At 54.3% G+C, this 13,362-nt stretch carries 20 protein-coding genes and 1 tRNA gene; 7 read left to right on the top strand and 14 right to left on the bottom strand.

The annotated features are described in order from the left end of the window. From RHM59_RS02500 to RHM59_RS02490, 3 genes are all read right to left on the bottom strand, one after another. Complete coding sequence (locus RHM59_RS02500) at positions 1-1,008, bottom strand: ABC transporter permease (RefSeq protein WP_322164830.1); 1,008 nt, start codon at positions 1,006-1,008, stop codon at positions 1-3. After that, positions 1,005-2,558 carry a sugar ABC transporter ATP-binding protein gene (locus RHM59_RS02495; RefSeq protein WP_322285883.1) on the bottom strand — a complete coding sequence of 518 codons (1,554 nt, stop codon included), beginning with the start codon at positions 2,556-2,558 and terminating at the stop codon, positions 1,005-1,007. Before RHM59_RS02495 ends, RHM59_RS02500 begins: the two co-directional genes overlap by 4 nt. Positions 2,559-2,625: 67 nt before the next feature. After that, a complete protein-coding gene (locus RHM59_RS02490) occupies positions 2,626-3,582 on the bottom strand; it encodes a sugar ABC transporter substrate-binding protein (RefSeq protein ID WP_322164832.1) in 957 nt (318 codons plus the stop codon). A gap of 223 nt (positions 3,583-3,805) precedes the next feature. On the opposite strand from RHM59_RS02490, the gene RHM59_RS02485 reads away from it, so the two are divergent. Together RHM59_RS02485 and RHM59_RS02480 are read left to right on the top strand one after the other, a co-directional pair. Beyond that, positions 3,806-4,087, top strand: coding sequence for a DUF1654 domain-containing protein (locus tag RHM59_RS02485; RefSeq protein ID WP_322164833.1), 282 nt, complete (start codon positions 3,806-3,808; stop codon positions 4,085-4,087). Between the two features lie 4 nt (positions 4,088-4,091). After that, entirely contained in the window at positions 4,092-4,781 is a 690-nt protein-coding gene (locus RHM59_RS02480) for an endonuclease I family protein (RefSeq protein WP_322164834.1), read from the top strand. Between the two features lie 75 nt (positions 4,782-4,856). Here RHM59_RS02480 and RHM59_RS02475 read toward each other — a convergent pair whose 3' ends face one another. Further along, a complete protein-coding gene (locus tag RHM59_RS02475; RefSeq protein ID WP_322164835.1) occupies positions 4,857-5,045 on the bottom strand; it encodes a hypothetical protein in 189 nt (62 codons plus the stop codon). A gap of 292 nt (positions 5,046-5,337) precedes the next feature. Between RHM59_RS02475 and RHM59_RS02470 the strand changes: the two genes are divergently transcribed. Next, the gene (locus RHM59_RS02470) at positions 5,338-5,565 is read left to right on the top strand and encodes a DUF6555 family protein (protein WP_322285882.1); all 228 of its coding nucleotides are present in this window, start codon (positions 5,338-5,340) and stop codon (positions 5,563-5,565) included. Between the two features lie 7 nt (positions 5,566-5,572). On the opposite strand, the gene map is transcribed toward RHM59_RS02470, so the two are convergent. The 8 genes from map to RHM59_RS02430 form a co-directional block, all read right to left on the bottom strand. Continuing rightward, complete coding sequence (gene map, locus RHM59_RS02465) at positions 5,573-6,364, bottom strand: type I methionyl aminopeptidase (RefSeq protein WP_322285881.1); 792 nt, start codon at positions 6,362-6,364, stop codon at positions 5,573-5,575. Further along, a complete protein-coding gene (locus RHM59_RS02460; RefSeq protein ID WP_322164838.1) occupies positions 6,361-6,615 on the bottom strand; it encodes a ParD-like family protein in 255 nt (84 codons plus the stop codon). The genes map and RHM59_RS02460 overlap by 4 nt, the downstream gene beginning before the upstream one ends. 123 nt (positions 6,616-6,738) lie before the next feature. Next, on the bottom strand, positions 6,739-7,068 hold the full coding sequence (locus RHM59_RS02455; RefSeq protein WP_322164839.1) for a helix-turn-helix transcriptional regulator: 330 nt from the start codon (positions 7,066-7,068) through the stop codon (positions 6,739-6,741). A gap of 307 nt (positions 7,069-7,375) precedes the next feature. Then, positions 7,376-7,684 (bottom strand): hypothetical protein, encoded by a 309-nt coding sequence (locus RHM59_RS02450; protein WP_322286657.1) that lies wholly within the window; start codon positions 7,682-7,684, stop codon positions 7,376-7,378. A gap of 7 nt (positions 7,685-7,691) precedes the next feature. Next, entirely contained in the window at positions 7,692-7,889 is a 198-nt protein-coding gene (locus tag RHM59_RS02445) for a hypothetical protein (protein ID WP_322285880.1), read from the bottom strand. 258 nt (positions 7,890-8,147) lie between these two features. Next, entirely contained in the window at positions 8,148-8,393 is a 246-nt protein-coding gene (locus RHM59_RS02440; RefSeq protein WP_322164841.1) for a hypothetical protein, read from the bottom strand. 89 nt (positions 8,394-8,482) lie between these two features. Beyond that, positions 8,483-9,187: a metallophosphoesterase gene (locus RHM59_RS02435; RefSeq protein WP_322285879.1), complete on the bottom strand. Its 705-nt coding sequence runs from the start codon at positions 9,185-9,187 to the stop codon at positions 8,483-8,485. An 88-nt stretch (positions 9,188-9,275) separates the two neighbouring features. After that, positions 9,276-9,518, bottom strand: coding sequence for a hypothetical protein (locus RHM59_RS02430; RefSeq protein ID WP_322285878.1), 243 nt, complete (start codon positions 9,516-9,518; stop codon positions 9,276-9,278). 208 nt (positions 9,519-9,726) lie between these two features. Here RHM59_RS02430 and RHM59_RS02425 point away from each other — a divergent pair, with 208 nt between their 5' ends. Both RHM59_RS02425 and RHM59_RS02420 read left to right on the top strand, forming a co-directional pair. Beyond that, positions 9,727-10,050, top strand: coding sequence for a helix-turn-helix transcriptional regulator (locus tag RHM59_RS02425; protein ID WP_322164844.1), 324 nt, complete (start codon positions 9,727-9,729; stop codon positions 10,048-10,050). Between the two features lie 98 nt (positions 10,051-10,148). Next, on the top strand, positions 10,149-10,379 hold the full coding sequence (locus RHM59_RS02420; protein ID WP_322164845.1) for a hypothetical protein: 231 nt from the start codon (positions 10,149-10,151) through the stop codon (positions 10,377-10,379). Positions 10,380-10,943: 564 nt separating this feature from the next. Here the strand turns inward: RHM59_RS02420 and RHM59_RS02415 are convergent. Further along, positions 10,944-11,210 carry a hypothetical protein gene (locus RHM59_RS02415; RefSeq protein WP_322164846.1) on the bottom strand — a complete coding sequence of 89 codons (267 nt, stop codon included), beginning with the start codon at positions 11,208-11,210 and terminating at the stop codon, positions 10,944-10,946. Positions 11,211-11,891: 681 nt separating this feature from the next. On the opposite strand from RHM59_RS02415, the gene RHM59_RS02410 reads away from it, so the two are divergent. Together RHM59_RS02410 and RHM59_RS02405 are read left to right on the top strand one after the other, a co-directional pair. After that, the gene (locus tag RHM59_RS02410) at positions 11,892-12,095 is read left to right on the top strand and encodes a hypothetical protein (protein WP_322164847.1); all 204 of its coding nucleotides are present in this window, start codon (positions 11,892-11,894) and stop codon (positions 12,093-12,095) included. 187 nt (positions 12,096-12,282) lie between these two features. Next, positions 12,283-12,969, top strand: a complete 687-nt coding sequence (locus tag RHM59_RS02405) for an SOS response-associated peptidase family protein (RefSeq protein ID WP_322164848.1) — start codon at positions 12,283-12,285, stop codon at positions 12,967-12,969. A 214-nt stretch (positions 12,970-13,183) separates the two neighbouring features. On the opposite strand, the gene RHM59_RS02400 is transcribed toward RHM59_RS02405, so the two are convergent. After that, a tRNA-Val gene (locus tag RHM59_RS02400) sits at positions 13,184-13,260 on the bottom strand. Positions 13,261-13,362 lie beyond the last annotated feature (102 nt).

Below are 13,362 nucleotides of genomic sequence, written 5' to 3'. Positions count from 1 at the left end.
TCAAGCCTGCCGACGTGCGCGGTTGCTGCGGTAGGTATCCAGCACCACCGCGACGACAATCACCGCGCCGGTAATAATGCGTTTGGTCGGTTCAGTTGCGCCGATTTGCGCCAACCCGGCGGCCAGCACCGAGATAATCAAGACACCGAAGAACGTGCTGATCACCGATCCACGGCCACCCATCAAACTGGTGCCCCCGATGACAACGGCGGCAATCACTTGCAACTCTAAGCCAGACCCCGCGTTTGGATCGGCGGCTTCCAGGCGTGAAATCTGGAACAGCGCCGCAACGCCGGCTAGCAGGCCCATCAGCGAAAACACCAGAATCTTGTAGGGTTTTGGATTAATCCCCGCCAGACGCACCGCCTCTTCGTTGGTACCGATTCCGATCAGATACCGGCCAAAAACGGTACGGGTCAGCACGGCCTGGGCAATGAAGATCACGGCCAGCGCAATGATGAACGAAGGCGAAATCCCAAACGCAATCGGGTTCGACAGCCAGGCGAACGCATCGCCGATATACGCAGTACGCGAGCCAGTCATCTGGTAGGCGACGCCACGGGCCATCTCCAGAACACCGAGGGACACGATAAACGACGGAATTTTCCAGGCCACGGTGATCGAGCCGGTAATCGTCCCGGCAATTGCAGCGCAAACCATTCCCAACAACGCGGCAGGCACAACGCCCCAGCCCCATCCAAGGATGGCAACGCTAACGGCGGACGCGGCCAAGGCCAGGACTGAGCCGATCGACAAGTCGATGCCGCCGATGATCAGGACGAATGTCATGCCCACCGCCAGCACCATCAAGTCGGGGATCTGGTTGGCCAAGGTGCTGAATGTTTCGTACGACAAGAAGTGATCGCTGAGTGCGGAAAACAGCACAATCATCGCGGCCAATGCGCCCGCCAGGCCCAAGTAAGTGCCAAGGCCATAATAGTTACCGCTGCGTTTTCCGGGCGATGGCACGGCCTGGTTTGACGGGGTCGTGGTGGTAGAGGGTTTCATAAGTCGTTCCTGGGCGCGGCTTCAGTCAGCAGCGCATCACGTTTTTGATAGCCGGCAAACGCGGCGGCAAGCAGTTCGTCCTGGGTCCAGGTCTCCCGTTCGAAGGTATCGATCAGGCGGCCAGCGGACAGCACGCCGATACGATCACAGATCAGCATCAACTCACGCAGATCACTGGAGACCACGACCAGCGCCCTGCCCTGGCGGGTCAATTCGCCCAATAGCGCATAGATATCAAACTTGGCGCCGACATCGATACCACGAGTCGGCTCGTCGAACAGCATCACTGTACTCTCGCGCTCCAACCAACGACCGATCACGACCTTCTGTTGATTGCCACCCGACAGCTCGGAGACTAATTGGGTCGGGCTGGAACTGCGGATGCGCATGGCATCGACTTGACGTTGGGCCAGTTGCATTTCATCGCGGCCGTTAACCACACCGCCTTTGGAGATCGACGGCATGTTACCCAGCGCGATGTTGGCGCTGATCGATTGCGTCAGCAACAAGCCTTCACCCTTGCGGTCTTCGGTGATCAACGCGATGCCCTCTTTAACCGCGTCGACCGGAGAGCGAATGGTTACCGGCCGTGAAGGAAACCCCAACGCAATAGTGCCGGTGTCCGCGATGTCAGCACCATAAATCAACCGTAACAGCTCAGTGCGACCGGCGCCGATCAACCCGGAAATGCCGAAAATCTCGCCACTTCGGACCTCGAACGACACGTCCATCACCTTGTTCGAGCGGCCCAGTCCTTTGACCGACAAGGCCACGTCGCCTATCTGGCGCGGGCCCAGGTCAATATGCTCACCCAGCTCGCGCCCGACCATCAACGTGACCAGTTGCTCACTGTTGTAATCGGCCATTGGCTCGACGCAGACCAACTGACCGTCACGCAGCACCGCAATCCGTTGTGCGACACGGGCCAGCTCTTCCAGCCGGTGGGAAATATAAATGATCGACACGCCGCGTGCTTGCAGGCGGGTGATCTGTTCAAAAAGCATTTCGACTTCACGGGACGTCAGCATCGCCGTCGGTTCGTCGAGAATCAGTACATGGCAATCGCCAATCAAGTTGCGGGCTATCTCGACCATCTGTTGATGGCCTATCCCCAACTCGCTGACCAAGGTGTCTGGATCGATAGCATCCAGTCCGACCTGAGCCATGGCCTGAATGGCGTCAGCGCGCAATTGCTTGCGATTGATCCAGCCGCCACGATTGGGCAAGTTATCGAGGAACAGGTTTTCCGCCACAGATAACGTTGGCAGCAGGTTCAGCTCTTGCATGACCATGCGGATCCCGAGCTGCTCGGCCTGGGTTCGACTGGTGGGCGCGTAAGCTTGACCCTGAAACTTCATCTGCCCCGTGGTTGGCGTAACCAGCCCACCAATAATTTTCGACAGCGTACTTTTACCGGCACCATTTTCACCGGTCAAAGCCAACACTTCACCGCGCGATAGCGTCAGGTCGATGTTGCCGAGCACAGGTTGAGCGTAGGTTTTGCCGATACCGCTGACCGATAGAACCGTCGCCTGAGCAGACGCTGACATGAGAATCTCCAGGCGCCCGCCGCGATAGCGGGCGCTCTTATTGCAGAAGAACGACTATTGCCGAGTATTACGGTTTAGTAACCAGCTCGACGGGCGTTTCAATCCGGTCGCTGGCGCTGTCGGCCTTACCGTCTTTGATGATTTTCAGCGCGGCTTCGATACCGAACACCGCTTGCTTGGCAGCGAACTGATCGGCAGTCGCCAGCACTCGGCCGTCTTTGAGCATCGGCTTGATCGCGTTGATGTTGTCATAGCCGACCACTTGCACTTTGCCAGCCTTGCCCGCAGCGCGCACGGCCGATACAGCGCCCAATGCCATGCTGTCGTTACCGGCCAAGAGTGCCTTGACGTTCGGGTACTCGTTGAGGATGGCCGACGCTACAGCGTTGCCTTTATCGATTTCCCAATTACCCGACTGCGTGGAGACGATTTTCATCCCGGCAGCGTCCATGGCGTCTTTAAAACCGGCGGTACGTTGCTGAGCATTGGTGGTGGTTGACACCCCTTCGATGATTCCAACCTCATCGCCAGACTTCAACTGCTTGGCCAAGTAGTCACCTACAATACGCGCGCCTTTGCGGTTGTCAGGGCCTACGAATGGCACACTCATGCCCTTGCTTTTCAGCACGTCCGGGTCAAGTTGGTTGTCGATGTTGATGACCGTGATACCGGCGTCTTGAGCCTTCTTGATCACCGCCACCAATGCTTTAGAGTCGGCGGGGGCAATGACCAGTGCGTTGACTTTCTGCACGATCATTTGGTTGACGATGGAGATTTGCGCAGTGGTGTCGGACTCGTCCTTGATGCCGTTAGAGATCAAGTCGAAATCAGCCGAATGTTCTTTTTGGTAGGCCTTGGCGCCGTCTTCCATGGTCAGGAAAAACTCATTGGCCAGTGACTTCATCACCAACGCAACTTTTGGTTTTTCAGGGGTCTGAGCATGCGCTGCGGACAGCGGAAGGATGGCCGAGGCGGCGGTGAGCATAGCGACAGCGAGAAGACGAGCAGCGAATGGCAGCTTCATGGGTTCACTCCGATCTTATGATTATTTTTAGCATCGAATGCGAGGAGGCGCAAACGTTTGCGTGAAGGGGACTATAGAACGACGCAATGATTTGTCAACTCTCCACTCACGCCTCCTGACGAGCAACGCGGTGACTTATTGAGTTTGCTTAACGGCGCCATCACGTCGGTCCTAGAATTTGATCAATCCGTCGGTTGCGAAAATTCCCACAGTGAAATACTGTATGCACATACAGCAAACCAAGGATTCCTCCGTGGCAAAGACGACTGCAGCGACACCCAAGGCCCCTAGTTCCTACGAACTACTTGGCGTGCGGATTCAAAAGATCATCAATTCCACTCACGCACAGAAATCGAGAACCGCGCTGATTATGCGTCTTCCAGAAGAGCTGGAAGATGAGTGGAATCAACTACTGGGCGAAATAGCAGAAAACGATAACGTCACCCTCGCCTACCGTGACGACGGCGGCGTGCAGATTTTCTGGACCGTACCGAAGGAAGATTGAGGCAGTGTTTGTACGAATAATCGCCTTGCTAGCATTGAGCTTTTCCATCACTGCCCATGCTGATGCACCCCGCACCTTCAGTGAAGCCAAAAAAATCGCGTGGGGTCTCTATGCGCCGCAATCGACCGAGTTTTATTGCGGCTGCAAATACAGCGGACACCGGGTCGATATCGCCGGATGCGGGTATGTCCCACGCAAAAGTGCCAGCCGCGCCCAGCGCATTGAATGGGAGCACATCATGCCGGCCTGGCAGATCGGCCATTTGCGCCAATGTTGGCAAAACGGTGGACGTAAGAACTGCACCAAGAACGATTCGATGTACCAGCACGCCGAAGCCGACTTGCACAATCTGGTGCCGAGTATTGGGGAGGTCAACGGTGACCGAAGCAACTTCAGTTTTGGCTGGCTTCCCGTCCGGTCAGGGCAATACGGTTCTTGCCTGACTCAAGTCGATTTCAAAGCCAAGAAGGTCATGCCACGCCCATCGATTCGCGGAATGATCGCCCGGACCTATTTTTATATGAGCAAGCAATACGCCCTGCCCCTGTCGAAACAAGACCGCCAGTTGTACGAAGCCTGGAACAAGACGTACCCGGTAGAGCCGTGGGAAAGTCAACGCAATCAGCGGGTGGCCTGCGTGATGGGTCGAGGCAATGAGTTTGTCGGCCCGGTGAATCTTAAGTCCTGCAGCTGACTAGCGAAACAATCGACGCAAAAAAGCCCGACACTTGCGAAAGTGCCGGGCTTTTTGATGAAGCCGGACGACGTCTTATGACGCGTCGGCTGCATCCTCTTCAGCCTGGATACGCAGGGAGCGCTGGATCATCAACTCCGACGCGTAATCAGCGGCCAATTCGGCAGCGTCGACGGGCTCGATCGCGCCGCGGCCGATCAAACCGGTCAAGGCCGAGGCTGCAAACATATCCCAAATGTCTTGTTCATCATCTAGCAGTGACATGCGTACTTCCTCGTCTAAATAGAGACGGCACTGTAACACCGGACGTCGCCGGACGTTGTAAGTCAGTTCCGAAAACAGGCCAATTCTTGAAGCGCGCCCTTTACAATTTTTGCGTGTTTCCACTCATCGGAAGATCGTCCAATGTCGTTCAAAAAGGTGCAATTTCTTCGACAGTGAGAAGTCCGAAAGAGAGGCTTTGTAGAAACGTTTTTTCGAGCGACAGCTCTTGCGCCGTAGCTGCTTGAAGTGATCGACATGCCGCACTTTTACGTTAACTGGCGGAGGCGCATTGATGGACCAGCAAATAGGATTTGAAATTTGTTATCAGTTCAACGGAGAGCAGCGTCACTTTGCTCATAACGCCGCTCATTTGTGTGAAAGTGAAGCGCTGCACATGGCCACCCTTCACGCAGGGATTGTGAGCGCCCATGCGCAGGTGGCCGCTGGCCCGCTTCGATTGGCACTCCAGCAAGCCGAAGGGCTTGGGATTACCGGAGTGCAATGGAAACGCTCGAGTTAAAACGACTTTAAATGCTGGGGTACTCACCCGTACCCTCTGGCCAAGGCGTCAACAGCTCAAAACCGGTAGCGGTGACCGCTACCATGTGCTCCCACTGAGCAGACAGGGATTGATCGCGGGTCAGAACCGTCCAGCCATCGGGTAATACCTTGGTGCCGGGTTTCCCCGCGTTGATCATCGGCTCAATGGTGAACACCATGCCGATTTTCAATTTCATTCCCTGCCCGGCACTGCCGTAATGCAGCACTTGCGGGTCTTCGTGGTAGGCGCGGCCGATGCCGTGCCCGCAGTATTCGCGCACCACGCTAAAGCCTTCGCGATGGGCAACGCTCTGAATGGCATAACCGATATCGCCCAGCGTTGCCCCGGGGCGAACGGCGAGGATGCCGGCGCGGGTGGCTTCATACGTGGTCTCCACCAGGCGCCGTGCCAATGGGCTGACTTCACCCACAAAATACATGCGGCTAGTGTCGCCAAACCAACCGTCTTTGATCACTGCCACATCGATGTTGATGATGTCACCATCCCTGAGGATGTCTGTTGGCGACGGAATACCGTGGCACACCACCGTGTTCGGAGAGATACAGGTGGTTTTTGTAAAACCGTGATAGCCCACGTTGGCCGGAATGACTTTCAGCTCGTTCACGATGTAATCGTTGCAGATATCGTCCAGCGCTTCGGTGCTGATCCCGGCTTTTACATGAGGACCTATCATCGCCAGTACATCTGCGGCCAATCTGCCGGCGATTCGCAGTTGAACCAGATCGGCTTCGGTCTTGATACTGATGCTCGGGCTCATTGCAACGCTTCCTGGGATTGGCCAGTCTGAGCCGATAGGTCAAATGGAGTCGCCGATAAGACACTGCCACCCGCGTGTTCGGCACGAATGAGCAGTTGGCAGATATCGCTGTAATTCAACGCAGGATGCAGTTCCGCCATCATCCCGACCTTCATCCAATGCTCGGCTTGTGCATTGATAGAACGACTCAGCGCCGCGCTAGCAGCGCGCGCATTGGCATGCATTTGTTCCGATATTTTTACCAGCCCCATCTCTAACACCTCGCAATCAATATACGAAGCATATACGTTTCATTTATAAATGATCAACAGGGAGGGATGCAATTGAAGCGGATAATCAAGAAAGCGCAGAAATCGGGATGGTGGGGTACCGCATTAATCAGTCAGACATTCTGAAAGCGACAGCGCGAGCTGACCGATCGCGTCTTGATCGACTCCCGTGAGCGCGCGGTAATGAAGGATGACGATTCGTTCGGCCTCGGTCAGACTTTCGATACGCAGCGGCGTTCGATGGCCAGACAGCAAATAAAGCACGTCAACGCCCTTGAAACTCAAGGCCGCCAGGTAATCGGAGCGCGGCGTACGCTGGCCACTTTCATATTTACCCTGCGCGTTGGCTTCGACGCCGCCGATCGCGGCGAAGTCATGTTGAGAGAGCCCCAGCGTCTTGCGCTCTTCTTTCAACCGCGAACCGAGATGATTCATTTGGGTTTACCTAAAGAGTAATATCACTCATAACCATACGCGCACTTTGCTTACGGGGTTGAACAATCAAATCAGCGTCTGGATAAGGTGGCGGTTTGAGTTGTCAAATCGCCGCGCGGCGCTGGGCAAACGGCTCCACAGGCCTTATGTATGGGGCTTAATGGCATCGATTGGCGCATTTATTTCAACGAAAATTTAATTGCACGGTCTGACCGAAGGAACCCCATCCGCCGACCGTTTAGGACAAAACACACAACAAAAAGCCGAGGCATGAGCCTCGGCGATCGGTGACGTCAGATGATCGGACCTAAACAGTCATTTCCTGTGCGCGAAAGAATGAGTAATCCGTGTAGCCGATTTCCGTCCCGCCAAAAAAACTCGGGCGGTCGTAAAGGTTCAATGGTTGCTTGTTACGAATGCGCTCAGGCAGGTCCGGGTTGGCGATGAAGTCGCGCCCGAAAGCCACCAGGTCTGCATCGCCAGCGTTGATGATGGCTTGGGCTGTGTCGCCCTTGAAGCCACCCGCCGCGATAATGATGCCCTTGTAGTGCTTGCGAATCAGTTGTGCAGCTACCGGGTTTTGATCCTTGGTGTCGTCATCGACGTTGCCTAAAATACGCGGCTCAATCAGGTGGATATACGCAAGGTAGCGGTATAAGCCACGCCGCCGTGAGGGACTGCAGACGGACCGACAGGTTGAACATCCTGTGGTTGAACGTCGGCATGGGATTGGCGACCGGCGTGATAAAGCGCGGAGCGAGCACCACGCGATGGGAAAACGAGTAGGGGCCGACGTTAACGGCGGACATGAGTTTGGACATAATGACCTCGACGTAATGGGTTAAAAGCGCAGAGCGCTAAAGACGTTTGAATTTTTCGGCAGATTCAGATTTCGTTTCATTTGCCTAGGTGGGCAGTACAAACGAATTTGACTCAAAGAAAAATGGTCCACGTCGCCACACACATCGGACATCTTGTCGTTAATCGCGGGCTATCTCGAGCGAAAAGCAACCCCTCCGCGCCGCTCATACAACGTTAATTTTTGCATCAATCGGCTATGGGTGTTAGGGGAAGTGAAGCTACGAAATCACCAAATGACTGTCCGAGCTATCAATCAAAGGAGAGTGATCACCCTTGACCTCCCCACGTTGGTGGCTAAGCAACCTGCGCGACTTCTCGACGTTGAAGGCCTGCCCTTTGGCTTTCATCTCGGCAAACAGTGCGCCGCTGACTCGAAAATGCCCACACTCCGGGCAATCAAGCTCAACCCAATCACCCATGGTTTTGATGCGCTGCGCTGCGGCATTACAAATCAAGCAATTCATACCCCAATCCTTAATTTATGACACCTGAACTGTAGTCAGCAATTTAACTGAATAGGACCTGCCATTCAGAGCGACTTCCCCTCTAACGCCTACACCGTGATCGCAACCGGCTCCAACGTCGCAAGGTCCACCAGCGTGAAATACCCGCTGCCATCCGAACGCCAGCCGCCAGTGTCGATATACAAGACATTACCCAGCCACTCAGCCTTACGTAAAGGACTATGTCCAACCAGCAAAGCACGAATATCTGGAATGCCGTCCGAATTTCTATCCTGAAGACGCTCACGTGACCATTGGCAGTATTGCTCGACCTGCTGTTGACCCGAAAACTGTCCGCTCAATGTTTCCCTGAGCCGTTGCCATGTCGGTGACGGACAATCCGCATGGACGATTCCGACAAGCCCCGCTGACGTTTCCACCTCAATCGCAATCGGCATGTCTGCGAAGCGAGCTGCGAATTGCCGCTGATAGCCGGGTGAAAGCTTTAGAAACCAAGTGCCTCCGCTGGCGCGATACATCTGATAGTCGAGACTTTGCTGCCGCACATGCTGAATGGCCAGCGCCTCATGGTTACCCTGAACCGCAAAAAACCACGGTTGCGCCAACCATTCAAGCGAATCCTTACTTTCTGGCCCCCGATCGACAATATCACCGACGCTAAACAAGCGATCCACTGCCGAATCAAAACTAATAGCGTTCAATGCGCCGCGCAGCCGGGTGAAGTGTCCATGAATGTCACCGACAGCAAAGTCGCGGCCATTCATATTTCGTTCACAGTGCTGGAACTTGCTCACGACCAATCTCCTTGCGCGCCGAACACCCCCATCGTGGCACAGACCACCCGGCGCGCGCGAGTTGTGAGGTTTGATTCACACCGGCGGATCAAAGAGGATCGGGTTCGCCATCCAGCACGGCAGTGTCCGTTTGTTCACGGGTACGCTCGGGGTCGACGCCGCTATCGTCATCCGGCTCAAAAGCCCCCTCGCCCTCAACGTCCGATAGCTGTTCTATACCCTCCTCATCGTCCGGATTAACCGTCGCCAGACCTGGGCTCAGAGGATTAGTCGGCGATGGCAACGGGTATTCCGGGGTCTCGTCGTCTGGCGAGCTGATTTCGTTATTCATGGCGAACCTCCAGTCAGGCTTGGAAACCAAGCACTAACTATTGGAGGGTCAGCAACGACTTGCGGTTCGGTAGCGGAGACGATTGGTGCTTTTAACTGGCCAATTGATGAATTTTTCCGACGGTCACTGTCAGATAAAATACTAATCACTCACCACGAGGTGTAATTTTAACCTCGAACGGATTTAAAAAAATTCCTGCGGAGCTCAAATGAATGGTATCGGTACTCGTTTAAAGGAAGAACGCAAACGGCTCGGTCTATCACAGACAAAGCTGGGGGCGATTGGTGGAATTGAGCCCAATTCTCAAGGGATGTATGAACGAGGCCAACGCTTTCCCAATGCCACCTACCTTTCGTCAATCGCTGATTCCGGGGTCGACATTCTGTATGTCATTACGGGCGTGAAAAAAGTGCAGGCTTCTGACGGGATATCGGCCATAGAAACCAAGGTCTTGCGCGAACTGGACAGCCTGCCAAAAGATGTTCAGACAGACATCAAGCAACTGATTACTACACTGTTTAAATCTGACTGAGGCTAAACACGTGCCCCCTGATTTCGTCACCTCGCCCAAGGCTCGCTGATAAATAGTTCACGAATACATCACCGTCGATAAATGATCAGGAGGCTGCCGTGACCCTCGAAGAAATGAACATCCCCACAGAAATCAAACGCGCCGCCGCCGACATCATCGAGCGCATCGAAGACGCCACAGGAATGCTCGATGCGACCATGGCCGGAGGGGTCGCTGAAGGGTTTGTGCTCGGGCTGGACTGTTTAAAGGCCGTGAGTCCTCAGCACCTTGATGAGCTAGAAAGATTGTTTGGTAAGGCGACTGATCGGAAGATGGCGTTGTTGAGGTAGGGGGTTGCCGTTTTTCTCTCAAACAACGCGTCTAGAAGACTATTCCAGCAAACAGCTCAACCCAGTGAAATTACTCTAAAGAAAGCCATGCAAGACGTTGGATCTGGACCATAGCTAATGAAAATAGCGGAGGGCGATGTAAAATCGGCCCTATCGCCTCGGATGTTACCGTTGTGTTCAATATCGCGCCAGCAACAAAAAAACAGGCAACTTCACGATTGATTAACTGTTCCCACTGCTGTTACTGGCACGGCGAAAGCGGGGGGCAGATTAACGTCCGAGTCCGACTCCCAACGCGGAAACACCGTAACTATAAAATTCGTGAATCTAGTCCATTCCAATGGATGCTCAGGCATATTAGGGACGCTTGGCTGACATAACCACAGTGGTGTCTGGACCAAAACCACTCAATTACGCCCGACTCAAATAGAATCAATATAAAAGGCCTGTCGCCTTTGGAGTGACAATCACTCCTCAAGAACGATTGAACATAAAGTAGCTAAAGAAATGACAACAGAAACCCGGCTCAATTACCGGGTTCCTCAACACAGCATTTGTAGCGAGTCAGGAGGCTTCATCCGACACCGAATTGTTGACCTCGACATCCGACATATCCTCATCGACGGATGCTTCGTCGTCGCGAGCCAGAGGCATTTCACTTTCGTTACCGGTCAGCACCTCGCGGCCTCGCTCTTGCCGCTCACGCAATTCGTCCTCGTCTAGCGACGACTTGGCTTCATCCGACCTAGGGTCAAATCCTGTTTCGTTATCTGTACCGCTCGTTACGCCCCTTTGAGATATGTTCCCTGGCGCATTTTCATTGATGTCCATAATGGGTCTCCGTTAAAGCCCGGGATATCCGTGCTTTAATTTGAGAGATGGCGATGTAGCAAGTGCCCATAGTTGGACGGACGGCAAAAGTTCCCAGACGAATACATCTAAGCGTTACTGGGAAATGGTCGACGTACTGACTCCCGTCAGCCGTCTGACCTCTGGCAATTTGATGAGCTCAATTGAGCCGTCATAAATTTAATGCTTGGCCGACAGCGGTTGCATAGGGGTGGCGATGTGCCCTAGTCTGTAGCGCTATGCATTTAGCCATCGCCTGGCGAAGACGTGTTGTTTGGCGTGGCCGTAGCGTTGGCTAGCAGATCAGACGTGGCGGATATCTGTAACGTTTAGATGGAGGCAGTTATGGGCCTTAAAAACCGAATCAAGAGTTGCGGCGCAACCTGAAAAATGTTTCGTTAAACCCTGAGCAGACGGCGATTGACGCTCTGAGACTGACTTCTCGGGCTGACGCAGAGCATGCCGTCGCAATTTTTTTCCACTTGGTGAATCGCCGTGATGAGGATATTGATTGTCTAGCTACTTATGCGGACGAAATTAAGGCGGGAAGGATTGCGCGGGGAAGGCTGAATAACTCGCGATACTAGCCCAAGTATTTTGGCGGACGACGCACTCGTGCTAAAAATTGAAAGACAAAGCAATACCCTGCAGAAGGGTAACTGAATGCCGAAGAAACAACCGGAAAGTAAAGTTGCAGCGACTGCTGCTGAAATTGAGCGCTCTATCCAGACCCTGAACAAAATGGCGGAACGCCTTTGGGGAGAGGGTCGAGAGGCTGAGGCGAAAGCTCTCCTCAATGCCTTGGACGCGTTAAACCGGGCGCTTGATCGAATCAGAATTGGAGAGAGTCGAAGAATTCTCCATTGAAGGTACAAATTAGCTGGCGGCTGAAGGGTTATGAGGTGAGGTGCGGGCTGGGAGGATTGTGCGAGCCAAGGCTGAGTAGGTGGCGTGGCCGGAATTTGTAGGGTGTTTTTGTAAGCATTCTCTTACGAGAAGTGTGTGACCAAATCTACAAAATACGGGCGCCGGGCCACCCAAGCGGAGATTTGAAATGTGCGGAAGACTGACCCAGTACCGGGGCATTCACGATTTCGTTGCAGCCCTGAGCATGCCGAACCCGATGATCAACACAACGGGCGATCTGCCGTTTGAGCGTTACAACGTGGCACCGGCCACTCAAGTGGCCTTGCTCCATATGGACGGCGAGACATTGAGAGCGGATCGCGTGCGCTGGGGATGGCGTCCGTTCTGGGCGAAGGATCGTGCGGCACCGATCAATGCCCGCGTCGAGAAAGTCGCCCACGGGCCTTTCTTCCGCAATGTCTGGCCGCACCGAGCCATTACGCCAATCGACAGCTGGTTCGAGTGGGTCGACGAAGGTGGGCCGAAGAAGCAGCCGTATTTGATCCAGCGCAGGGATGGGGCACCGATCTTCTGCGCATCTATCGGGCAATTTCCCGCAGAGGAGGCGCGCGACGATGATGGGTTTGTGATTATTACAGCCGACAGCGAAGGGGGAATGGTGGATGTGCATGACCGTAGACCGGTTGTGATGTCGCCAGAACTGGCAAGGGAATGGCTTGACCCGGCCACGCCGAAAGAGCGCGCGGAACAGATGGCCTTGTTGAAGGGCGAGCCGACAGAAACGTTTGAGTGGTTCCGGGTGTCGGCTGCTATTGGGAATGTGCGGAGTCAGGGGGTGGAGCTAATCGAAAACATTGAATTGGCTCGCAACTGAAGGCAACGGAATGCATTAAGTCGCCGATCCGGTCGCCCTACCTAATCCACTACAAGCCCCGAGCCGAAAGAAATTCAGTACGTCGAGGTGGGTGCCAATTTGGCATTTTGAGGCGGGGTGACTTGCAAACGTTTTGCAAACCGCAAACAACAAAAAAGGGGCCCACCTTTCGGTGAACCCCTTCTAGACCGCCCAGCAGGGAGCGGATTTTATGTGGTAGGCGCGACTGGACTCGAACCAGCGACCCCCACCATGTCAAGGTGGTGCTCTAACCAACTGAGCTACGCGCCTGCTGTGGGTCGGCATTCTACGGAAATCCAAATGTGTGTCAACCTCTTTTTTACGCTAACTCCCTGAATATGCGTATTTTTTTTAACCGCCTCTACGAAGCTG

The sequence above is a fragment of the Pseudomonas sp. MH10 genome, from assembly GCF_034353045.1.
Lineage (GTDB): Bacteria > Pseudomonadota > Gammaproteobacteria > Pseudomonadales > Pseudomonadaceae > Aquipseudomonas.
Note: the sequence above shows the minus strand (reverse complement) of the source record. Positions and strands in the feature narration are given on the sequence as shown.